Raw genomic sequence first — 23,391 nt, 5'->3', positions numbered from 1 at the left:
CCCGAAAAAACGGCCGCCTGCCTGCATCAGCCGGGTTTGCGATGCCCGGCTGATGCATCCAGTAAACCACAAATCCTCCACACAAGCCCGAGGATGACGCCGAGATTGCGGAGATGTTTGTCAACAATCTCCACAATTCGGTCGCCCGTCACCTACGCCGTGGTCAGAACGTCACCTTCTCCAGCGGCGCGCGCGTCTTCTCGAATTCCAGCAGCTTCGCCTCGTTCTGCGCAATGTAGTCGCGACTATGCGGCACGGCATCGCGATCCTTGGCGATCTGGATCTGGAAAATGTGGAAGTTTTCGTGGGTAAAGGCCATTTCCGACCCCGCCAGATAAAACTCCCACATGCGGAAGAAGCGTTCGTCATAAAGCGCTACCGCTTCGGCCCTGCGCGCCACGAAACGCTCCCGCCAGTGGCGAAGCGTATGGGCGTAATGCATGGGCAGGATTTCGATATCCTTCACCAGCAGCCGTGACTTTTCGATGGCCGGCAGCACCTCGGCAAGCGAGGGAATATAACCGCCGGGGAAAATATATTTTTCGATGAAGGGATTGGTCGCCAGCGCCGGATAGGGCTGGCCAATGGAATGCAGCACCATCACGCCCCTGTCGTCCAGCACCTCCGCCACCTTGTCGAAATAGTCGCGATAATGGGTCGGCCCGACATGTTCGAACATGCCGACGGAGACGATGCGATCGTATTTTTTCGAAGCCGGCAGGTAGCGATAGTCCTGCAATTCGAAACGGACATTTGCCGCAAGGCCGCGTTTGGCGGCGCGGTCGCGGGAAACGCGCAGCTGTTCTTCGCTGAGCGTGATGCCGGTCACATCCGCACCGGCGCTTTCGGCAATATACATCGCCATGCCGCCCCAGCCGGAGCCGATTTCCAACACGCTCTGGCCCGGCTCGGTCATCAGCTTGGCGGCTATGTGCCGTTTTTTCGCAACCTGCGCCTCATAGAGGCTGATGCCAGGCGGATTGAAATAGGCGCAGGAATATTGCCAGTCCTCATCGAGGAAGAGATCGAACAGCTTGGCGCTCAGATCGTAATGATGGGCGACGTTGCTCTTGTTGTGGTTGACCGGCAGATGCATCTTGATGCGGGCGGCGATGATGCGCGCCATGCCGCGCCAGATCATGCCGAAGGACAGGGCCTCGCTCAGCGTATTGCCTTTGACCAGCGCCAGAAAATCGTAGATGTCGCCTTCCGCGACCTTCGCCCGGCCTTCCATATACATTTCAGCCAGCTTCAGCGCCGGATCGGCGGCGATCTCCTGCATGGCGGCTTCGTCGGTGAAGTTCAGAACCACCTTTTTTCCCGCGCCGTTGCCGAATGTACGGCTGCCGCCCGGGCTGTTGACGGTGAGATCACCGGTCTTGATTATCTTTTCGAGAAGAACATGCAGAGACGACGCCATGGCACCCCCAATTGCTAAGTCTCACTTATCAATTTCGCTGACCGTATTCCTTTCGGCACAAGTTTCAAGATAGTCTTATTTCAAAAAAATTGAACGATTTCATCAAGCAAAAAGCCCCGCCGGGGTGTGCGGCGGGGCTTTTTAGTAAAAAATCATTTCAACCGCAGGTCAGCGTCGCTTCATGGCTTCAGCCAGAGCGGCGGCAAGCGCACCACCGGTTTGCGACCCCTCGTTGCGCTCTTTCGGTTTGGATGTCGCGTGCCGCATGGCGCTGGCATTGCCCTTTTCGCGCATCGGCTGCGGCGCTGCCTCGCCGCCATCCTTGCGCATGGTGAGACCGATGCGCTTGCGCTTCACATCCACTTCCACGACCCGCACCTTGACCACATCGCCCGCCTTCACGACCTCATGGGGGTCCTTCACGAAACGGTCGGCGAGTTGCGAGACATGCACTAGCCCGTCCTGATGCACGCCAATATCCACGAAAGCGCCGAAGGCGGCGACATTGGTGACGGTGCCTTCCAAAAGCATGCCCGGCTTCAGATCGGTGATCTCGTCCACACCCTCGGCAAAGGTCGCGGTCTTGAAGCTCGGGCGCGGGTCGCGGCCGGGCTTTTCCAGTTCGGCGATGATGTCTTTCACGGTCGGCAGGCCGAATTGCTCGTCGATGAACGTCTTCGGATCGAGCGCCTTCAACGCGGCGCTGTCGCCCATCAGCGAGCGCAGATCGCGACCGCAGGCGGCGACGATCTTTTTTGCTACGCCATAGGCTTCCGGGTGAACCGAGGAAGCATCCAGCGGCTCCTTGCCGTTCGGGATGCGCAGGAAGCCGGCGCATTGCTCGAAGGTGCGCTGGCCGAGGCGCGGCACCTTCAGCAACTCCTTGCGGCTGGCGAAGGGGCCGGTCTGGTCGCGATGGGCGACGATGGCATCGGCAATCGAGCTGCCAAGACCGGACACCCGCGCCAGAAGCGGCGAAGAGGCGGTATTGAGATCGACACCGACGGCATTCACCGCATCTTCCACGACAGCATCGAGCGAGCGGCTGAGACGGCCCTGATCGACATCATGCTGGTACTGACCGACGCCGATGGATTTCGGCTCGATCTTCACCAGTTCCGCCAGCGGATCCTGAAGGCGGCGGGCGATGGAGACGGCGCCGCGCAGCGAAACATCGAGGTTGGGGAATTCCGCCGCCGCCCGTTCCGAAGCGGAATAGACCGAAGCGCCCGCCTCCGAGACGATGACCTTGGTGGGCTTTGCGCCCGAAGCGGGCATCTGCGCCAGAAGATCGGCGACCAGCTTTTCCGTCTCGCGGCTGCCGGTGCCATTGCCGATGGCGATCAGCTCGACATTGTGCTTGCGGATGAGGACAGCAAGTTCCGCCTGCGTGCCGCGCACATCGTTCTTCGGCGGGAAGGGATAGACCGTCGTGGTATCAAGCAACTTGCCGGTGCCATCCACCACCGCCACTTTGACGCCGGTGCGGATGCCCGGATCGAGACCCATGGTGGCGCGGGAGCCGGCCGGTGCGGCCAGCAGCAGATCCTTGAGATTGCGGGCGAAAACATGGATCGCCTCTTCTTCCGCGCGCTCGCGCAATTCGCGCATCAGATCGAGCGAAAGCGACATGGAAAGCTTTACCCGCCACGTCCAGCCTGCCACTTCCATCAGCCATTGGTCGGCGGGGCCGGCATTGCGGATATCGAAGGCGGCGGCGATGGTGCGCTGTGCGGGTTTCACCGGTGAGGGATCGTCCGCATCGACATCGATCGTCAGCGTCAGCACTTCCTCGTTCCAGCCGCGCAGCATGGCCAGCGCCCGGTGGCCCGGCACCGTCGCCCAGCGCTCGAAATGATCGAAATAGTCGGAGAATTTCTCACCCGACGCCTGCTTGCCATCCACGACCTTGGCGCGGAAAGTGGCGTTCTGGCGCATGTAGTCGCGCAGGCGGCCGAGAAGATCGGCATTTTCCGTCATGGTTTCCGCCACGATGTCGCGCGCGCCCTCAAGTGCCGCCTTCACATCGGCCACCTCGCCCTGAACATAAGCTTCCGCCAGTTTCGCCGGATCGGCGGCGCGGTTTTCCCAGATGGCTTCTGCCAGCGGGCCGAGACCGCGTTCACGGGCGATTTCGGCACGGGTACGGCGTTTCGGCTTATAGGGCAGATAGAGGTCTTCCAGCTCCGCCTTAGTGCCCGCCTGCATGATTTTGACCATCAGTTCATCGGTCATCTTGCCCTGGCCGGTGATGGAATCGACGATGGAAGCGCGGCGCGCATTGAGTTCGCGCAGATAGACGAGGCGTTCCGAAAGCGTGCGAAGCTGCGTGTCATCCAGCCCTCCGGTCACCTCCTTGCGGTAACGGGCGATGAAGGGAACAGTCGCGCCCTCATCCAGCAAGGCTACCGCCGCCTTCACCTGATCGGGGCGGGCGTTGATTTCGGAGGCGATGAGCGAGGCGAGGCGGGCATTGTCTGCGGTCATAGGGGACTCTTGGGGGTTCTCTGATGTCACATCTGGAGCGGCGAACATAATGTCTGATTGTGGCGTGACAACAAGAGGCGGCAACGATTCCACAGGAAAGGCGGCGTTCAAGGGAAAGACGGGCATTTGCGGCGCTTTCTCCTTGACCTTTCGCCCCCCTGCCCTTAACGCCCCTGACACAACGTTACTGGCGAATTTGCAGGGGTATTGACCATGAAAGTTCTGTTGATCGGTTCCGGCGGACGCGAACATGCGCTGGCGTGGAAAATCGCCCAGTCTCCCCTGCTCGATGAGCTTTATGCCGCCCCCGGCAATCCCGGCATTGCCGACCATGCGACGCTGGTGGCGCTGAACGTGGAAGACCATGCGGCCGTCATCGCCTTTGCCAAGGAAAAGGCAATCGACTTCGTCGTCGTCGGCCCGGAAGCGCCGCTGGTTGCCGGTCTTGCGGATGATCTGCGCGCCGCCGGCATTGCCACTTTCGGCCCCTCGAAGGCAGCCGCCCAGCTTGAGGGTTCCAAGGGTTTCACCAAGGATCTCTGCGCACGCTACGATATTCCGACCGGCGCTTACCAGCGTTTCAAATCCGCTGAACCGGCCAAGGATTATGTTCGTCAACAGGGCGCGCCGATTGTCATCAAGGCGGACGGGCTTGCCGCCGGCAAGGGCGTGACCGTGGCCATGACGGAAGCCGAAGCGCTTGCCGCGATTGACGACTGCTTCGACGGTGCTTTCGGCGCAGCCGGCGCCGAAGTGGTGGTGGAGGCCTTCCTCGATGGCGAAGAAGCGAGCTTCTTCTGCCTTTCCGATGGCAAGACCGCGCTGGCGCTCGCCACCGCGCAGGATCACAAGCGCGTCGGCGATGGCGATACCGGCCCGAATACCGGCGGCATGGGCGCTTATTCCCCTGCCCCTGTGATGACACCGGCCATGGTGGAGCGCACCATGAAGGAGATCATCGAGCCGACGATCTCGGGCATGGCCAAGGATGGCAATCCCTTCTCCGGTGTTTTTTTCGCAGGCCTGATGATTACCGCCAAGGGCCCGGAACTGATCGAATACAATGTCCGCTTCGGCGATCCCGAATGCCAGGTGCTGATGATGCGCCTGAAAAGCGATCTGCTGCCGATCCTCTACGCCACCGCCACCGGCACGCTGGACAAGGTGGAGGCGGAATGGCGCGACGATGCGGCGCTGACCGTCGTTCTCGCTTCGAAGGGTTATCCCGGCGCTTACGACAAGAACACGCCGATCGCCCATATTCCCGAGGCCAGCGAAGAGGCGAAGGTGTTCCATGCCGGAACCGCGCTGAAGGACGGCGGGCTGGTGGCGACGGGCGGACGCGTGCTGAACGTCACCGCCCTTGGAAAGACCGTCACGGAAGCGCAGGCACGCGCCTATGCGCTGGCCGACAAGGTGGAGTGGGAAAACGGCTTCTGCCGCCGCGATATCGGCTGGCAGGCAGTCGCGCGCGAGAAGGCCTGATCCTTAAAGCAAACGGGATTGGGCGCGAATATTTCGTTCAATTTTTACCAAGTTTGCTGACCCGATGGAAACGAAACATCGGTAATACTTGCCGGAACATTGAATGGCGCATTGTGTCTCGATCACGAGGCCGCGCCGTCATTTCGGGGGTTTTTCGATGCGTCGTCTTTTTCTGACAGCGATTGTCGCGCTGACCGGCGGGTCGGCGATGGCGTCTTCCATCGAATATATAAACGGCGTGCATGTGGCCAATGGCAGCTTCATTCGTCGCGATTGCGCGGGCTGCAAGCCCATGAAGGGCAAAGCCGTGGCGCAGGGTTATGCCGTTCCCTCCATTGAGCCGGGCACGCAACACACGGAAATGCGCGAAGTCGACGGCAAGCGCACCCTGCTGCGCACAGAAGCCTGGCTTGGCGGCGCGCCCGTTACCTTCGTCAGCACCAATCCCGCATGGATGGCGGAAACCTCCAGCACCGCCATCGCGACCTATGACGACGCAGAACCCGTGGCACATCCCGCTGAGACGGTTTCGACACCGGCCGGCATCGACGTGACGACGACCACGGCAGCCGTCAAGGAAATTTCCCCCGAAAACGCAGCCGAACCGGCCAGCGCCTCGGTGATCGGCGCCCCCCAGTTCCCGGATTTCAAATTGCGCGGCAATTGACCGGCCGATGACGCATTTCATGACGAAGGTCAAATAATCGCGTCATCGCTGCATTCCCGAAATGGCGCCGCAACCATGCGGGGAATATTGCTTTTCCCCCGCTTATTCTGCCTGTCGGGCCTGATAAAGCTTTCGCTAATTAAATATTTATTCAAATTTTTAGCCGCTAAGTGCGTCTATAGTGCGATGCAGCACAGGATGAGGCCACGGCGCGGACACGCGCTTTTTGGCCCTTTTATCGCGCATCATGCGCCTCTTCCTTCTCCGAAACATCGGTACCGCGCGGCGTTTTCAGGCGCGCGATCCCAAACGCTTGTGAGCGCCCATGAAGAACCTTTCCATTTCCCGTCAGTTGATCGTTCTCGTGGTGGCCCTGATGGCCGCCTTCGCCGTGGCGACGTTTTACCAGCTGAAATCCGCCACCGATGCGATCTATGAGGAACGCTACGGCATGCTGCGGACGCAGGTGCAATCGGCGATCTCCATCCTGCAATCCTTCCACGACAAGGAAAAGGCCGGAACGCTTTCGCGCGACGAGGCCATGAAACAGGCTTACGCGACTGTCAGCGCCATGCGCTTCACGCCGGACGGCTATCTGTTCGGTTACGACTACGACGTGACGATGAAGTTCCATCCCGATGCCAAGCGCGTCGGCGAAAGCTTCAAGGGCAAGCCAGACAGCAAGGGTTTCGCCTATCGCGACGAGCTGGTGCGGCTTGGCCGCAATGGCGGCGGCCAGACGGATTTTTATGGTCCGAAGCCCGGCATGGAAGGCAATGACTACGCCAAGAGCTCCTATGCGCTTGCCTTCGAGCCGTGGCAGGTGGTGGTCGTGACCGGCGTTTATATTGACGATCTGAACGCGCAGGTGCGCGGCGAGGTGATGAAGGCGCTGTCCATCGGTGCCGCCATCTTCGTACTGGCGCTTGCCGCCGCCTTCTACGTCATCCGTGGCATTTCGAAGCCGCTTGGCGACATTCACCGTGCGCTCGGTGAAGTGGCCAATGAAAACGTCTCGCTCGCCATTCCCCATACCGGCCTGACCAACGAGGTCGGCATGATGGCGAAAGCCACCGCCTCGCTTCAGGACAAGGTGCGTGAGCGCCATGCCATGCAGCGCCGTGAGGAAGAACAGCAGCGGCAGCTCAATGCGGAGCGCCAGAACAATCTCGACATGCAGCGCGACGAGGCGGAATTGCAGGCGCGTGTCGTCACCACCATCGGCGAGGCGCTGGAAAAGCTGGCGGGCGGCGATCTGACCGTACGTTGCGGCGATCTCGGCAACCGTTATGCGGCGCTGCGCGACAATTTCAACGAGGCCCTGATCCATCTCGACGCCGCCATGGCCAAGGTGAACTCCAAGAGCATCGACATCGGCGGCTCCAAGGAAGAAATCCGCAAGGCCTCCAACGAGCTTTCACAGCGCACCGAACGGCAGGCTGCCAATCTGGAAGAAACCTCGGCCGCTCTCGATGAATTGACGGTTGCGGTGCGCCAGACGGCGGAAGGGGCGGCCGACGCCGCCAAACGCGTCACCACCGTCAGCTCCGAAACCATGCGCAGCGACCGGGTGGTGGAAGAGGCGATCACCGCGATGAGCGGCATCGAACAGTCATCCGACCAGATTTCCAACATCATCGGCGTGATCGATGACATCGCCTTCCAGACCAACCTTCTGGCACTGAATGCCGGTGTGGAAGCGGCGCGTGCGGGTGAGGCCGGCAAGGGCTTTGCCGTGGTAGCGCAGGAAGTGCGCGAACTGGCGCAGAAATCCGCCGCCGCCGCCAAGGAGATCAAGGACCAGATCGCCCGCTCCTCCGCCCAGGTGGAAAACGGCGTGCGCCTTGTCGGCGAGGCCGGCGATGCGCTGAAACGGATTTCGGACCAGATCAAATCCGCCAACGAGATCGTCAGCAAGATCGCCCATTCGGCCGCCGAACAGGATACGACGCTGCGCTCGATCTCCTCGTCGCTCAACCAGCTCGATGTCGCCACCCAGCACAATGCGGCGATGGCGGAAGAAACCACGGCTTCGGCGGAAGCGCTCGCCGTCGACACCGAGGAACTGCTGAACCTCATCCGCGGCTTCCGCGTCTCTTCCGGCCACCAGCTTCATGGCATGGCAGAGCAGATGCGTATGGCGGGGTGACAGGCCCGAGAGCTATCGATGAACGACGGCGCCGGGGGAAACTCCGGCGCTTTTCTTTTCAAGCATTTCCAGGAAAAGTGGAACCCGGTTTTCCGTCCGGAAATGCGCCAAAACACTCTAACGGGTCAGCGCATCCAGCCGGTCGATATCGGCAGGTGAAAATACGGCAATGCCGGCTTTTTCGAGCAGCGCCGCCGTAACCCCATTGCCCGCATGTTTGACGCCAGAAAACGAACCGTCATATATCGCAACCGACCCACAGGACGGGCTGCCGTCGATCAGAAGCGCGTATATGCAGCCATTGGCTCTGGCGAAGGCCAGCGCTCTTTCCGCACCGGCGATAAATTGCGCCGTGACATCGCCGCCGGTCATTTCCAGCACGCGGGCGCGGCCCTCCAGCACATCGACGCCGGAGGCACCCTTCTCGATTTCCGCCGGTGGGCGCGGCACGGGCATGCCGCTCGCCATCTCCGGACAGATCGTCACCATCCTGCCCTCGCTTCGCCAGCGGTCTATCGCCGGGTGGGAGAAGGGTTTGCCTCTGCCATCATAACGGACAGGTTGGCCGAGGAGGCAGGCGCTGATGAGGATTTTGGGGGTCATGTCGATCAATCTAAAACGATCCCGGCAAACGTGGAAGCCGAAAATACCCCCCTCTGCCCTGCCGGGCATCTCCCCCTCAAGGGGGGAGATCGAATCGTGGCAACGTGTCGATCATCGTCGACGTTGCAAATTTTAGCGGGGAGCCACCGTCTTGCCGATCTCCCCCCTTGAGGGGGAGATGCCCGGCAGGGCAGAGGGGGGTGAACCAAGCACGCTGACACACCTGGCTACCCCGAACCCCCTCACCCCGTAATCTTCGAGAAATCCGCAACCGTTCCAGTCGCTTCGCGAATAGCCTTCAGCAGCGCCAGACGGTTTGCACGGATGGCCGCATCCTCGTCATTAACGAGCACATCCTCAAAGAACTTGTCGACCGGTGCGCGAAGTGTGGAGAGCGCCTGCATGGCGGAGCGGAAATCCTCGCCCGCAACAGTCTTCGCAGCGTCGGCAGAGGCGGTCTTGATCGCCGCATAAAGCGCCTTTTCGGCATCGAGCTTCAACAGCTCTTCCGAAACGCCATCGGCCACTACCGTGCCCTTCTTTTCCTCGGCAGCCAGAAGCTGGGTGGCGCGCTTGGCGCCTGCCAGAAGGTTGCGGCCATCCTCGCCGGTGATGAAGGCGGTGAGCGCCTCGACACGGCGGGCGATCATCAGGAGATCGTCGGATTCCGGCGTCAAAACGGCGTCGATCAGATCGTAACGCGCGCCGAGGTCACGGAGGTAAACTTTCAGGCGATCATGGAAGAAGGAGAGAAGGTCGCTGGGGCGCTCAGCCACATTCCTAAGGAACTCTCCTCCGTCATCGGGTGCATCTGTAAACTTCACATAATCGGCATACACCCGAGAAACTTCTTCCGCGCGCTCAGCGTCAGTCCATTCACGTCGTTTTGCAAACGCGATATCAAAGTACTGCTGTATCGGGAATCGAGCTTCACGATCTTTATTCTCGATTTCCATCATGATCAAAATCATTGGAATTCGAATTGCTTCACTTAGCGGCAGACGCACATTCCGTTCCAGCAGAATGCGGACCACACCCAGCGCCGCGCGGCGCAGCGCGAATGGGTCCTTCGAGCCGGTCGGCTTTTCATCGATGGCCCAGAAACCGACGAGCGTATCAAGCTTATCGGCCAGAGCGACCGTGATCGCCACCTTGTCGGCCGGCAGGCGGTCCGAGGGACCCTGCGGCTTGTAGTGGTCTTCGATGGCAGCGGCCACACTTTCGTTTTCGCCCTGCAGCGTCGCATATTTGCGGCCCATCAGGCCCTGAAGCTCGGGGAATTCGCCGACAGCTTCGGTGCGCAGGTCGGCCTTGGCCAGTACCACGGCGCGGTCCACCAGATCGGCATCGGCGCCGACAACCGGGGCCAGCGCCTTCGCCAGTTCGCGAATACGCGCCACGCGCTCACCCTGCGTCCCAAGCTTGGCATGGAAGGTAACGTTCAGCGCATCGAGCTTCGCCATGCGCTGGTCGAGCGGCTTCTTGAGATCGAGGCCGAATTTCGCAGCCGAATCTTTCAGCGTTTCGAGATCGGGCAGATCGCCCTGATCGCGGTTCCAGAAATGGCGGGCATCCGACAGGCGGGCGCGCACGACCTTGCCGTTACCATGGATGATTTCCTTGCCGTCATCGCTCGCCTCGATGTTCGAGATCAGGATGAAACGGTTGGAAAGACCTTCCTCCGCACCCTGATTGCGGGTGACGAAACATTTCTGGTTGGTCTTGATGGTGAGGCGGATGATTTCCGCCGGGATTTGCAGGTAATCCTCTTCGAAGGTGCCCATCAGCACCTGCGGCCATTCGACGAGGCCGGAGACTTCTTCCAGCAGGCCTTCATCTTCCACCAGTTCCAGACCGTTGGCGAAAGCCAGATCCTTGGCGTCGTGCAGGATGATATCCTTGCGGCGTTCGGCATCGAGAATGACCTTCGCCTTTTCGAGGCTCGAGACATAATCTTCGAAACGGCGCACGGTGATCGGGCCCGGCGCATGGAAACGATGGCCATAGGTGACGTTGCCGGCGACGATGCCGTCGATCACAAATGGAATGACCTGGGTTTCGTCATGTTCGGGGCCGAAGAGGCAGACGATGGATTGCAGCGGGCGCACCCAGCGCAGGCTTTCCGAGCCCTTGCCTTCGATACCGGCATAGCTGGACCCCTTCGGCATGGAGGCCGGGCCGGAGCGCATGGATTTCGGCCAGGGGAAGGAGCGGATGATGCCGGGCATCACTTCCGCGATGATCTCTTCCGCCGGACGGCCGGGCTTGTTAATGATGGCGATGTAGAAATCGCCCTTCTTCGGATCGGAAACGACCTGTGCTTCCGAAATGTCGTTGAGGCCGGCGCCGCGCAGAAAGCCCTCGATGGCCTTTTCGTTGGCGTCGGTGCGCGGGCCCTTCTTTTCTTCACGCACATCGGCGGAGCGGGCGTTGAGGCCGCGAATATCCAGCGTCAGGCGGCGCGGCGTCCAATATTCGCGCGCACCCTCATAGGTCAGCCCTCTCTCCACCAAGGCATCGGTGACGAGTTTCTTCAGATCGCCCGCCGCCTTGCGCTGCATGCGGGCAGGGATTTCCTCGGAGCGGAGTTCAAGCAGAAGATCGGGCATGGGATCAGGACTTTATCTGTTGTCGGACGTTTGCGGTCGGCTTAGCAAGCAACGCGGCAAAAGTCACCAAGGCATTCGGTTAAATTACCGCCGGCGGGCGTTACCAGCCGCCGCCGCCGCCACCACCGCCGCCGGAGCCTGAAAAACCGCCGCCGCCACCGCCCGAAAAGCTGGAGCCGGAGGAGCTGACGGGCTGGGGAATGGTGGAGGCGATGGTATTGGCCATGGAGGTGGAAAAGCCGCCGATCCTGTCGCCAAAGGTTCCGTAATTGCTGCCCGCATACCAGCCGGGCGTATAACTTGCAGCAGCGGCACCGGCAGCGGCCGTTGCGAGCCAGGCCTCGAAGGTGCGGCTCCAAGGTTTTTCGACGCCGAGCGCCACGGCATAGGGCAGCAATGTCTCGAAATGCTGCGGCGACATGGCGGGCGCACTAGCCATGTTCATCCGGTCTTTTTCCGCCAACGTCAGATAGGTTCGGAGGCCCTCAATGCCATCCATCAGCTTGCGGCCGAGCGGCGTCGGCGCGCCCATCAGGAACAGGAACAGCGCATTGGTGAGCACGATGCCGCCGATGGCGGCCAGCGCCAGCGACTTGGTGTCATGCGTCACATCCAGCAGGATTTGCGTGGCGATGCCGCCAATGGCGGAAAAGGCCACGAAACCGGCAAAAGCCAGCATGACGATGCCGCCGATCCGCTTGCGCAACGGCGCGCCGCGCGAGAATTGGCGGCCGATGCCGATCGAAAGAATGCTGAAGAAGAAGGCGAAAAAGCCGAAGACGAGGACGGCGGCAATGGCGCTTTCATCCAGATCGCCGAAGATCAACGTCGCGACGATGAGGGCGATGCTGAGGAAGATGCCGAAGACGGTGTAACCGGCATTGCTGCGGTAATATTTGCCGCGATGTTCTTTCTCTATCGCCGCGCGGAACTGTTTTCCTACCTTTTCCACCTCCGCTCCATGGGCCTTGTCGATGGTCAGCGTCTCGCCCGGACTGCCGATGGAGGCAAGCAGCGTCTTCTGGCCGGTCGGCAGATCGGTGGCGGCTGCCTTTTCCGTGCGGCGAATGACGATGGCGTTCTTCAAATCTTCCAGAACGACATAACCCTTTACCGCAAGATCAAGGGCCGAGGCAGAGAGCGCCGTCCAGCCAGCGCCCGAAAAACCGCGATTATCGACGTAATTGACCAGAGCCGGAGAAAGCCCCTCCGGCGCATCCCAGCGCGGCACGACCACGCCCTTCGCCGGATCGCGGCCGACGGCGAACCACGCCCGCAGGTAATAGAGCAGCACGGCGAAAAGCCCGCCGCCCGAAAGCAGAATGGCGAGATTATCCCGCAACCACCAGCCCGCCTCCTGCGAAGTGTCAGGTGCGGCAATCGCGCCCTTGGGCAGCTTGACGGCGACCGTCATGCCCTCGCCAACCGTAAACGGGCGGGTGGAGGCAAAGAACACCTCGTTGCCTTCGTTCAGAATGCGCGCATCCTTGCCCTTCGCACCAAGCGGACCGGTGAAGACCGCTGTATCGGTGGCCCTGACGCCCTGCGGCAGCGTGATGGTGGCGGAAATCTCACCCATGGGGAATTGCCAGCCATTGCCGGTGACATTCCAGGTCAGCTCGTCATAATCGCTGAAATAGCGGATCTGCCGGGCGGTGGTGTAGGTGATCTGGAAGATATGCTCGCCGGTCGGCAGAAAGCGGTCGGCGCTGCCGGTATAGATGCGGATGCCGCCATCGATATTCTCGGTGCGCCAGTTTTCCGGCGCGCCATCGCGCTCCACCGAAACGACGTTGAAATCCACCTTCGTGCGGCGGTTATTCGCATCCAGCGCATAAAGCGGGAAATCGCGGAAGATGCCGCGTTTGATGTTCTGGCCCTCGGCACGGGCGGTGATGGTTTCCGTCACCGTCAGCTTGCCATCCGCCGCCACCTCGATGACGGAATGGTAGGAGCGGATGAATTCCTCCGCGAAGGCCGGGAAGGCCGCGCCCAGGAAGACGAACAGCGCGAGAAGTCTTGCGGCGATGGTCTTCACGGGGCGGTCCCTCCTCAATGGCTCAGTGCTGCGGCTCGGCAGCGCTTTCCTTTTCGGTGTAATCGACGCCCAGCGAGGCGAGCGCTTTCCAGTAACCGGGATAGGTCTTGCCAACGCAGACCGGATTCTGGATGGCAATGCCGCCGATCTTCAGCGCCGCCAGCGCAAAGCTCATGGCGATGCGGTGGTCGGCAAAGGTATCGATGGAAGCCTTGACTGTCTGGCCCGAAAGAGCCGGATCGGCATGCACGATCAGGTCGTCGCCCTCCTCATGCGCCAGACCGTCACGGATTTCGTTGAGGCCGAGCGAGACGGCGCGGATACGGTCGCATTCCTTGACGCGCAGATTGGCGATGCCGACGAAACGCACCGGCGTCTCGTTGAAGGCGGCCAGAACCGCGATGGTCGGAATGGCGTCCTGCATCTGCGAACCGTCGATTTCGGCGGGCAGATGCGGAAACTTGGCCATGACCTCATAGGCCTTGGCATCCGGCTGGGTGAATTTATCGGCGGGCGTGCCGATATCGATCGCGCCGCCGGTCAGAAGCTCCGCGCCCCAGAGATAGGTGGCGGCGGAGGCATCCGGCTCGATGTGGAAATCGGTCGCTGTATAACCCGTCGGATGCACGCGCCAGATGGCGTTGCTGACCCGCTCCACCTTCGCGCCGAAGGCTTCCATGGCCGATGTGGTGAGGTCGATATAACCCTTCGCGCCAATTTCCTCGCCCTTGAGGATGATATCGACAGGCTTGTCGCCGCAGGCGGCCGCCATCAGAAGTGCGGACACATATTGGCTGGAAAGGTTGGCATCGATGGTGACGCTGCCCTTCGGGAACCCTGTGCCCTTGCCGCAGACGGTGACAGGCGGACAACCGGTCGGCGCTTCCGCCTCGACACCGAGGGAGCGCAGAGCCTCCACCAGCGGCATGATCGGGCGTTTGCGCATGTGCTCGTCGCCATCGATGATGACGGCGCCATCCACAAGCGCGGCAGCAGCGGTGAGGAATCGTGTGGCGGTGCCGGCATTGCCTAGGAAAAGCGGCTTTTCCGGCTGCTGCAATACACCCGTGCCTTCCACCACGAAGGTGGTGGCGTCTGGCTCGGTTACCTTGACGCCCATCTCGCGCAGGGCTTCGGCCATATAAAGCGTGTCGTCGCTTTTCAGTGCGCCGGTCAACCGGCTTTTGCCCCTGGCAAGACCAGCCAGGAGAAGCGCACGGTTGGTGATGGATTTGGAGCCGGGCGGCTCGACCTTGCCGGAGAGCGGATGGTCGGGCGGGGTGATGGTCAGTTCGATCATGATTGTCGTCTTGTCAAAGAATGCGGCGCGGGGCCGGATTATCGGAATTTGAACGGGAGGTCTTAAGCCGCCGGGGGAACAGTGCGCTTAGAATTTCACTGTCGGCACGGCGCGGTCGGCCGGGTTCTCGATCTCGAAATAGGGCGCCTTGGCAAAGCCGAACTGGCCTGCGACCAGATTGGAGGGGAAGCTTTCCACCTTGACGTTGAGATCGCGGGCGGCGCCATTGTAATAACGGCGCGACATCTGGATTTCGCTTTCGATGGTTTCCAGCGAACGCTGCAATTCCAGAAAATTCGTATTGGCCTTGAGATCGGGATAGGCTTCGGCAAGCGCAAAGAGCTTGCCGAGCGCCTGCGATAGCAGGCCTTCCGCCTGGGCGCGGCCTTCGACATCGCCCGCCGGCACGGCCTGCGCCCGGTTGCGCATGGCGATCACTTCCTCGAAGGTGCTCTTTTCATGCGCCGCGTAACCCTTCACGGTCTCGATGAGGTTGGGAATGAGATCGGCGCGGCGTTTCAGCTGCACGTCGATGCCCGACCACGCCTCTTCCTTCATCTGCCGCGCCTTGACGAGGCCGTTATAGATGAAAACGACATAAAGCGCGATTGCCGCGATGATTGCCAGCGTGATGAACATGAATTGCGATTCCCAGCTTCGTTGCGCGCACGATAGCCGCTCATCGCCGCAAAGTCATGGGGCTTCGCTCATTCTGTCCGTTTTTGCCGAGAGGATAAAACCGCGACCAGTGCTGCGCGTCATTTATTGTAGACGGTGCAGTATAATCGCAGACCGGATGTTTTCCTTACAAAAACGGTGTGTGAGGCAAGCCTGTAGCCGCGTTCGGCCCAATAGTCCTTGTTCTCACCCAGATGATTCCAGCCGTCTATTCTCCAGTCGAGCATTTTCGAGTTTTGCGTGTAGTGCATGCGGACAAGCGCGCTACCGACATCGAGCGTCCGTTGGCCGCTGTCCTTGCAATCCATGCGGGTGACGATCATTCCGAAACTACGCAGCTTGTCTGCTCGGCGAAAGGCATCATTGCCGCTCATCCATTCAGTCGTTTCGGCAGCCGCAGCGTTACCGAGGAAACATGCAAGCATCAATACAGGCAAAAAAACTAAGCTTCTAATATTCATAATCAAATCCATCACGATGTTTCACATAACCAATCAACACAAAATAAAAGGCCGTCAAGAACGGCCTTTCAAATTCATTAGAAGCTTCGGCTTGAATCTGCCTTCAAAAATCAGGCGGCCCTGTTCCAGTTCAGCCCGCCCGCATCCGTCAGCAGGAAGGCTTCGCCGCAGGCTTTCGCCAGCGTGCGCACGCGCAGGATATAGCTCTGGCGTTCCGTGACCGAAATTACGCCGCGTGCATCCAGAAGGTTGAAGACGTGGCTGGCCTTGATGCACTGATCATAGGCCGGGAACACGCATTTGTGCAGGCGCTGATTGTCGTCATCACCGGGCGCACCGGCAGCGAGAAGCGCCTGGCATTCCTTTTCGGCGTCGATGAAATGGCGATGCAGCATGGCGGTATCGGCAAATTCGAAGTTATGGCGGGAATATTCCTGCTCGGCCTGCAGGAAGACGTCGCCATAGGAAATCTTCTCTTCGCCTTCGCGGCCGTTGAAGTTCAGGTCATAGACATTGTCGACGCCCTGAACATACATGGCGAGACGCTCCAGACCATAGGTAAGCTCACCCGCGACCGGCGAGCACTCGATGCCGCAGACCTGCTGGAAGTAGGTGAATTGCGACACTTCCATACCGTCGCACCAGCATTCCCAGCCAAGACCCCAGGCGCCGAGCGTCGGGCTTTCCCAGTCGTCTTCGACGAAGCGCACATCGTGCAGCAGCGGATCGAGGCCGATCGCCTTCAGCGAACCCAGATAGAGTTCCTGCAGGTTGGAAGGGTTGGGCTTCAGGATGACCTGATACTGGTAATAATGCTGCAGGCGGTTGGGGTTTTCGCCGTAACGGCCGTCCGACGGGCGGCGCGAGGGCTGCACATAAGCGGCCTTCCATGGCTTGGGACCAAGCGCGCGAAGCGTCGTCGCCGGATGAAACGTGCCCGCGCCCACTTCCATATCGTAGGGCTGCAGCACCGCGCAGCCCTTGTCGGCCCAGTAATTATGCAGCGTCAGGATCAGCGCCTGAAAGGAACGCTTCGGGTTCATATGGTCGGGAACATCGGTCATTGCAGTCATCGCGGCGTTAGGAGGACAAGTAAGCATTGACTTACTTCGGATGCGGACTGGTGCCACGGCATGGCGTGAGGGTCAAGGTTTTATGCGTGGAGACGCCGCCTTAGGTCTCATCCTCGCGCTTCACGCGGTATTCGCCGGTTTCCGGGTCCTTGATCAGCGTGCCGATGGCGCCGGTCTCGCGTTCCTTCTCGCGCTGTTTCGATTTCGCCGAGAGCTTTTCCGCATCGCGGACAAAGCGGCGGTATAGGATGACGGATCCCACCACCAGAAGAAGAATTGTAATGAGCTGCGCCATAAGGCTTTATTCCCGAGACATCATAGACCGAAACGCGACCACAATGCCTTTTCTTCGGCAACCTCCGCAAGCCCCGAGACGGCACCGGCGGCCAGCCTTTCGGCATTCAGGTTCAGAGCAGCATTCACGCCCGGCACCTTTTTGCCGAACAGAGTGCGCCCGCCGCTGACGAGCTGGAGCTTGACCTTCTCGCCGTAACGGCGGCGAAGAACCTCGCGCATGTCGCCCAGCCCGTCGATCAGGCCGAGGTCGAGGCCGCGCATGCCGGTCCAGAACAGGCCGGAGAAGATCGCCTCGTCGCCCTTCAGTTTCGAGCCGCGGCGCATCTTGACCATATCAATGAAAACATTGTGGATTTCGACCTGAAGCGACTTCAGGTAATCGATATCGCCTTCCTTTTCCGGCTGGAAGGGATCGAGGATGACCTTGTTCTCGCCGGCCGTATAGACACGGCGCTCCACGCCGATCTTCTTCAGCATTTCCGGAAAACCGAAGCCGCCGGAAACGACGCCGATGGAACCGACGATGGAGGTAGGATCGGCAATAATCTCGTCGCCGGCAAGCGCGATCATGTAGCCGCCGGAGGCTGCAACGTCCTCCACGAAGATCAGGACCTTCTTTTCCTTTTCCTCGGCGAGCTGGCGGATGCGGTTATAGATCATCCGCGCCTGCACCGGCGAACCGCCGGGCGAGTTGAGCGAAATGGCGACAGCCGGGGCATCCTTGACGGCGAAGGCCTTTTCCAGAAGCGGCGCATAGGAGGCGAGATTGAGGGCGGGGCGGAACTGGTTGCCGCCGGCCATGATCGCGCCGTGCATGCGCACCACCGGGATGACGAGCTCTTTTTTACGAAAGCGTTTCGGCACCAGATACTTCAGAAAACCCACTACTCAATCCTCGCAGCATTTATCCGTTCGTCAGGGATGTATGTATCGCCCCGGAAAACACAATGGTTTGCGAGCGGCGGAACGGCGATATTTATGACGCGGTCCGGATTGCCCTTACATTACGCGAATAGGCGGCGCGGCCATTGTTCAGGTCATCGACGAATGGGGTGAAGGCATGGCTGCCGGTCTCATGCATGATGAGCGGCGCGCGGAAGGACAGCCGCGCCCGTGAACCCTTGATGGCGGTGAGGAGCATACGCACCGCGTCCTCGCCAGGGCGCGGATGAATGAGGGTGATCTCGAGGCCGCCGAAACGGCTGCCGCAGGCGGCGATGATCTCCGCCACCGATTGCGGCCTTGAAATCAGGGAAAGCTGCCCACCCGGCACCATGATCGCGCCTGCGGTCCTGATCCAGTCTTCGAACAGGCCATCGGTCATGGCATGCGCTTCGGCCTTCAGGGCATCCGGCGTGCGGCGGTCGCCCGCGTCGTTATAGGGCGGGTTCATGATGACGTGATGGAAATGATCATCGGGCAACCCCGCTTCGGCGCGTGCTTTCGCCCGCAGGGTCACATCGGCTTCGCGCACGCTGACGCGGGCAGAAAAGGCAGCATTCTCAGGCAGTTCGAGGCTGCGGCGGGCAAATTGCGCCATTTCCGGCGAGCGTTCGTACAGCGTCACCTCGGCCTTTTCGAGCCGCGCGGCAACCGCCATGCCGGCCGCACCCGCACCCGCGCCGAGATCGGCGATCCGGCAGGCACGCTCATCCGCCACCAATGACGCCAGGAGCATGGCGTCCATGCCGGCCCGGTGCCCCCTGCCCTTCGGCTGGATGATGTGAAACCGGCCCCGGTGAAAGGCGTCGATCGTTTCGGAAATGCCGTCGCCCACTGCCGTTCAAGCCTCTTCATTGCGTAACTCGTCGCCGAGCCCGGCATCGATGAGAATGCGGCGGGCCTGATCGGCCCGATCTTCCTCCACCAGAAATCTTCGCGGCAAAAGACCGAGCGATCCTTCCAGAATGCTCATCGCCTGATCGGCGATGAGGCAATGGATGCCGGCATCCCTCATCAGGCTTTCGGCGAAGGAGAGCAGCACGGCATCGTTGGTACGGATCAGTTCACGCATGGATAGACCTTAAATTCCCATCTTTTTGAATGGCTAGCGGCAATTCGCCCCTTGCCGCGCAAGGCGTCAGTTTTTATTGTCGAATTCAAATTCGAACTGGAGTCCTGTCCCTTGGGCGTCGTCATACCGCTTGAAGAAAGCAAAAACAAACTCGCATCCGTCAAGCCGCTTGTCGACCTGACCCGCCCCGATATGGAACGGGTGAACCAGCTTATCCTTTCCAAGGCCGGTTCCGATGTCCAGATGATACCCGAGGTGGCCAACCACCTCATCTCTTCCGGCGGCAAGCGCCTGCGGCCGATGCTGACGCTCGCCTCGGCCTCGATGTTCGGTTACGAGGGCGACAACCACATCAAGCTCGCCACCAGCGTCGAATTCATGCACACGGCGACGCTTCTGCATGACGATGTGGTGGACGAAAGCGATCTGCGCCGCGGCAAATCCACCGCCCGCACCATCTGGGGCAACCAGGCGAGCGTTCTCGTCGGCGACTTCCTGCTCGGCCAGGCGTTCCGCATGATGGTGGATGTCGGCTCTCTCGATGCGCTCGACGTGCTGTCCACCGCCGCCTCGGTGATCGCCGAGGGCGAGGTGTTGCAGCTTTCGGTCGCCAAGAACATGGAAACGACGGAAGACGATTATCTGCAGGTGATTCGCGCCAAGACGGCCGCCCTTTTTGCGGCGGCGGCGGAAGTCGGCCCCATCGTCGCCAAGACCGACAAGGCGACCCGCAGCGCGCTGAAATCCTACGGCATGAATCTCGGCCTCGCCTTCCAGCTTGTCGACGACGTGCTGGACTACGGCGGCAAGTCCGCCGATCTCGGCAAGAATACCGGCGACGATTTCCGCGAAGGCAAGATCACGCTGCCGGTCATCCTCTCCTATCGTCGCGGCACGCAGGATGAGCGCGCCTTCTGGCGCAACGCCATCGAAAAGGGTGAAAGCAGCGACGAGAACCTTGAAAAGGCGTTGGGCCTGATCACCAAATACAACGGTCTTGGCGATACGATCGGCCGCGCCACGCATTACGGCACCATCGCCCGCGACGCGCTCGCACCGCTGCCGCAGAGCCCGTGGAAAGATGCGCTTCTGGAAGTGATCGACTTCTGCATCGAGCGTCTGAACTGACGCCGCAGGCCGGGCGAAAGGCGGATGGATAAAGACCATCCGCCCAGGGTTCCGGGCCAGCTTCTCCGCAAGGCGTGATTGTGGCCGGGGCCATAATTTCTTGCGGCGTTGCTTCAAAAAAGCCATTCTATCGTGACCAACAATGGAAACTGATTTTTCCGTGCTTCTGCACAAAGGCAAAGGTTCCCTCATGCGGCGTAAACCAGCACTCCGTCTTCTCTGCAGCGCGGCTCTTGCCGCTGCTCTCGCAATCGGCGCGGCTGCAAGCCCCGGCTTTGCGGAGACGAAGGCGACACCGGAAGACAAGGCCGTTACGTTCGATCCCGGCAAGGTGAACACCTTCTCCGGCGCCTTCCTCGCCGGGCGCAATGCCGATGTCGATCAGGATTATCCCACCGCGATTTCGCTTTACAAAAAGGCGCTGGAATTCGACCCGGCCAATACGGAAATCCGCCAGCGGCTGATGATCGCCGAACTTCTGAGCGGCAATTTCGAGGCCGGCGCCAAGATCGCCGATTCGATGAAGGACGATACCTCGGTGGAGCGCGTGACGACCATCGTGCGCGGTCTCGACGCCATCAAGGACAAGGAATTCGCCAAGGCCGAGAAGATCCTGAAATATACCGGTCCGAACGATCTCGACCGCATGGTCAACACGCTGTTGACCGCTTGGGCGCGCGCCGGCTCCGGCAAGCCGAAGGAAGCGCTGGCGCTGGTCAACAATATGAAGGGCCCGGGCTGGATTTCGATCTTCCAGAAATACAATGCGGCGGCCATCGCCCTTGTTTCCGGCAACAACGAGGCCGCCCGCAAGAGCCTGAACGAAGCGGTGACGGACCGCGAAGGCGGGGCAACCGCCTCCGATACCTATATGCGCGCTGTGATGGCGCTTGCCCGGCTGGAGGCTTCCGCCGGCAACAAGCAGAAGGCGCTGGATGCGATTGCGGTCGGAGACACTTTCGCACCGAATTACGCGCCGCTGAAAGCGCTTCGCCAGTCCATCGAAAATGGTGAAAAGCCGGAACAGCAGATCACCAATGCCGTGGAAGGTGCTGCCAGCGTCATGTTCTCCATCGCCGGCGCGCTGAACCGCGAAGGCGCCGAAGAGATCGTGACGCTTTATCTGCAGACGTCGCGCGCGCTCGATCCGAAGAGCCCGGATACGCTCATCCTTCTCGGCGGCCTTTCCGAAGCGCTGAAACAGCCTGACCGCGCCATTGCCTTCTACCGCGAGGTCCCGAAGGATTCGCCGATGTATCGCATCTCCGAGTTGCAGCTCGGACTGACGCTTGCGCAGACCGGCAAGGTGGACGAGGCGCGCAAGCATCTCAAATCCCTGCTCGAATCCGATCCGAAGGATATCCGTTCCTATCTCGCCTATGGCAGCGTGCTTTCGGACGCCAAGGACTACCAGGCGATGGCCGAGAACTACGACAAGGCCATTGAGGTAATCGGCTCCGTGCCGCAGAAATCCGACTGGTCCGTCTTCTTCCAGCGCGGCATCGCCTATGAGCGGCTGAAGGAATGGGACAAGGCCGAACCGAATTTCAAGCGGGCGCTGGAGCTGAACCCGGAGCAGCCGCAGGTTCTGAACTATCTGGGCTATTCCTGGGTGGACAAGGGCATCAATCTCGATGAAGGCATGAAGATGATCAGCCGCGCCGTCGAGCTTCGGCCGAATGACGGCTATATCGTCGATTCGCTTGGCTGGGCACATTATCGCCTCGGCGCTTTCGATGAAGCCGTGACCGAGCTGGAGCGGGCGATCGAACTGAAAGCCGGCGATCCGACCATCAACGACCATCTGGGCGACGCCTATTGGCGGGTCGGCCGCAAGATCGAGGCGGTCTATCAGTGGAACCGCGCATTGATCGGCGACAGCGACGACGTGGACAAGGCCAAGGTGAAGGAAAAGATCGCCAACGGCCTGCCGCCGGTGGAAAAAGATGCCGAAAATACCGCCAAGAAGGACGTCGCGCCGGTGCCGCCGGCTCCTCCGGCACCGGCACCGGCTGCCACTCCGGACAAGAAATCCTGACGCCGCATGCGCGGGCATGACGTTTTCGGGGCCACCGAGACCATCGAGGCGGCCCCGGCCAAGATCAATCTGGCGCTGCATGTGACCGGCCAGCGAGCGGATGGGTATCATCTGCTCGAAACGCTGGTGACCTTTACCGAAGCCGGCGACACGATCCGTATTCGCGACGCCGATGCCGACAGTTTCTCCATCTCAGGCCCTTTCGGCGATCTTTTGCGCGCGGACGATGGCGGCGATAACCTCGTCACCCGCGCCAGGGACCTGTTGCGCGATGCGCTTGCATCGACAGGTCAACCTGTACCCCCGGTCGCCATTCATCTTGAAAAGAACCTGCCGGTGGCTTCCGGTATCGGCGGCGGCTCGGCGGATGCGGCGGCGACACTGCGCGGGCTTTTGCGGCACTGGCGTGCCGGGATCGCACCGGATACGCTTGCATCCATGGCGCTCACGCTCGGGGCGGATGTGCCGATGTGCCTTGAGCGCCGATCCCTGATCGCGCGCGGCATCGGCGAGGACATCGAACCGCTCACCGATCTGCCGGAACTGGCGATGGTTCTGGCCAATCCGCTGAAGGCGGTCTCGACGCCGGAGATTTTCCGGCGATTGCAGAACAAGACCAATCCGCCCCTGCCCGCCTCTGCGACAATCGGCTGGATGGATTTTCTCGCGCAAAGCCGTAACGATCTGCAACCGCCGGCTCAGGCGCTTCTACCGGAGATCGGGGAAATCATTGGGTTGCTGTCGCAAGAGGGGACTGCGCTTGTGCGCATGTCCGGTTCAGGGGCAACCTGTTTCGGGATTTTTCATTCCCTTGAAGCGGCCAGGAAAGCGGAAACATCGCTTCGGAAGAAGCGCCCCGGCTGGTATTTTCAGGCGACGCGGACCATTTGAGGATTAGAGCGGCGGGCCCGCCGCTCCCAGTTTTGTTTGAGCATCGGATTTTC

General features: G+C 60.7%; 19 protein-coding genes. 6 read left to right on the top strand and 13 right to left on the bottom strand.

All coding sequences use genetic code 11. The features are described 5' to 3' along the window. Nucleotides 1-163: 163 nt before the first annotated feature. Nucleotides 164-1,420, bottom strand: coding sequence for an SAM-dependent methyltransferase (locus tag ACQZ5N_RS21405; protein WP_174022391.1), 1,257 nt, complete (start codon nt 1,418-1,420; stop codon nt 164-166). 168 nt (nt 1,421-1,588) lie between these two features. Then, nucleotides 1,589-3,907: a Tex family protein gene (locus tag ACQZ5N_RS21400; RefSeq protein WP_448734040.1), complete on the bottom strand. Its 2,319-nt coding sequence runs from the start codon at nt 3,905-3,907 to the stop codon at nt 1,589-1,591. 213 nt (nt 3,908-4,120) lie between these two features. Here ACQZ5N_RS21400 and purD point away from each other — a divergent pair, with 213 nt between their 5' ends. The 3 genes from purD (at nt 4,121) to ACQZ5N_RS21385 (ending at nt 8,208) form a co-directional block, all read left to right on the top strand. Further along, the gene (purD, locus tag ACQZ5N_RS21395; protein WP_448734039.1) at nt 4,121-5,392 is read left to right on the top strand and encodes a phosphoribosylamine--glycine ligase; all 1,272 of its coding nucleotides are present in this window, start codon (nt 4,121-4,123) and stop codon (nt 5,390-5,392) included. Nucleotides 5,393-5,549: 157 nt separating this feature from the next. Then, nucleotides 5,550-6,059: a plant virulence effector HPE1-like domain-containing protein gene (locus tag ACQZ5N_RS21390; protein WP_142778740.1), complete on the top strand. Its 510-nt coding sequence runs from the start codon at nt 5,550-5,552 to the stop codon at nt 6,057-6,059. Nucleotides 6,060-6,384: 325 nt separating this feature from the next. Beyond that, nucleotides 6,385-8,208 carry a methyl-accepting chemotaxis protein gene (locus tag ACQZ5N_RS21385; RefSeq protein ID WP_448734038.1) on the top strand — a complete coding sequence of 608 codons (1,824 nt, stop codon included), beginning with the start codon at nt 6,385-6,387 and terminating at the stop codon, nt 8,206-8,208. A 117-nt stretch (nt 8,209-8,325) separates the two neighbouring features. On the opposite strand, the gene ACQZ5N_RS21380 is transcribed toward ACQZ5N_RS21385, so the two are convergent. The 11 genes from ACQZ5N_RS21380 to ACQZ5N_RS21330 form a co-directional block, all read right to left on the bottom strand. Then, complete coding sequence (locus ACQZ5N_RS21380; RefSeq protein ID WP_448734037.1) at nt 8,326-8,811, bottom strand: DUF523 domain-containing protein; 486 nt, start codon at nt 8,809-8,811, stop codon at nt 8,326-8,328. Nucleotides 8,812-9,053: 242 nt separating this feature from the next. Further along, on the bottom strand, nt 9,054-11,420 hold the full coding sequence (gene glyS, locus ACQZ5N_RS21375; protein WP_448734036.1) for a glycine--tRNA ligase subunit beta: 2,367 nt from the start codon (nt 11,418-11,420) through the stop codon (nt 9,054-9,056). A 100-nt stretch (nt 11,421-11,520) separates the two neighbouring features. Further along, complete coding sequence (locus ACQZ5N_RS21370; protein ID WP_448734035.1) at nt 11,521-13,458, bottom strand: DUF2207 domain-containing protein; 1,938 nt, start codon at nt 13,456-13,458, stop codon at nt 11,521-11,523. Nucleotides 13,459-13,480: 22 nt separating this feature from the next. Beyond that, the gene (gene aroA / locus ACQZ5N_RS21365) at nt 13,481-14,758 is read right to left on the bottom strand and encodes a 3-phosphoshikimate 1-carboxyvinyltransferase (RefSeq protein WP_448734034.1); all 1,278 of its coding nucleotides are present in this window, start codon (nt 14,756-14,758) and stop codon (nt 13,481-13,483) included. A gap of 87 nt (nt 14,759-14,845) precedes the next feature. Further along, nucleotides 14,846-15,397: a LemA family protein gene (locus ACQZ5N_RS21360; RefSeq protein WP_020813610.1), complete on the bottom strand. Its 552-nt coding sequence runs from the start codon at nt 15,395-15,397 to the stop codon at nt 14,846-14,848. 119 nt (nt 15,398-15,516) lie between these two features. Then, the gene (locus tag ACQZ5N_RS21355; RefSeq protein WP_059760684.1) at nt 15,517-15,909 is read right to left on the bottom strand and encodes a hypothetical protein; all 393 of its coding nucleotides are present in this window, start codon (nt 15,907-15,909) and stop codon (nt 15,517-15,519) included. 98 nt (nt 15,910-16,007) lie between these two features. Continuing rightward, on the bottom strand, nt 16,008-16,970 hold the full coding sequence (locus ACQZ5N_RS21350) for a glycine--tRNA ligase subunit alpha (protein WP_035236061.1): 963 nt from the start codon (nt 16,968-16,970) through the stop codon (nt 16,008-16,010). 100 nt (nt 16,971-17,070) lie between these two features. Next, nucleotides 17,071-17,265 (bottom strand): NfeD family protein, encoded by a 195-nt coding sequence (locus ACQZ5N_RS21345; protein ID WP_020813606.1) that lies wholly within the window; start codon nt 17,263-17,265, stop codon nt 17,071-17,073. Nucleotides 17,266-17,285: 20 nt separating this feature from the next. Beyond that, nucleotides 17,286-18,152, bottom strand: coding sequence for a S49 family peptidase (locus tag ACQZ5N_RS21340; protein ID WP_448734033.1), 867 nt, complete (start codon nt 18,150-18,152; stop codon nt 17,286-17,288). A gap of 91 nt (nt 18,153-18,243) precedes the next feature. Continuing rightward, on the bottom strand, nt 18,244-19,044 hold the full coding sequence (locus tag ACQZ5N_RS21335) for a tRNA1(Val) (adenine(37)-N6)-methyltransferase (RefSeq protein WP_448734032.1): 801 nt from the start codon (nt 19,042-19,044) through the stop codon (nt 18,244-18,246). Nucleotides 19,045-19,050: 6 nt separating this feature from the next. Next, entirely contained in the window at nt 19,051-19,281 is a 231-nt protein-coding gene (locus ACQZ5N_RS21330) for a putative signal transducing protein (protein WP_020813603.1), read from the bottom strand. Nucleotides 19,282-19,392: 111 nt separating this feature from the next. On the opposite strand from ACQZ5N_RS21330, the gene ACQZ5N_RS21325 reads away from it, so the two are divergent. The 3 genes from ACQZ5N_RS21325 (at nt 19,393) to ACQZ5N_RS21315 (ending at nt 23,338) form a co-directional block, all read left to right on the top strand. Continuing rightward, nucleotides 19,393-20,409: a polyprenyl synthetase family protein gene (locus ACQZ5N_RS21325; protein WP_035261923.1), complete on the top strand. Its 1,017-nt coding sequence runs from the start codon at nt 19,393-19,395 to the stop codon at nt 20,407-20,409. Between the two features lie 142 nt (nt 20,410-20,551). Further along, entirely contained in the window at nt 20,552-22,447 is a 1,896-nt protein-coding gene (locus tag ACQZ5N_RS21320) for a tetratricopeptide repeat protein (protein WP_448734031.1), read from the top strand. Between the two features lie 6 nt (nt 22,448-22,453). Further along, nucleotides 22,454-23,338, top strand: a complete 885-nt coding sequence (locus ACQZ5N_RS21315; RefSeq protein ID WP_448734030.1) for a 4-(cytidine 5'-diphospho)-2-C-methyl-D-erythritol kinase — start codon at nt 22,454-22,456, stop codon at nt 23,336-23,338. Nucleotides 23,339-23,391 lie beyond the last annotated feature (53 nt).

The organism is Agrobacterium sp. 22-221-1 (assembly GCF_053522445.1).
The sequence above is the reverse complement of the archived record's forward strand: the minus strand, read 5'-3'. Positions and strand labels throughout refer to the sequence as shown.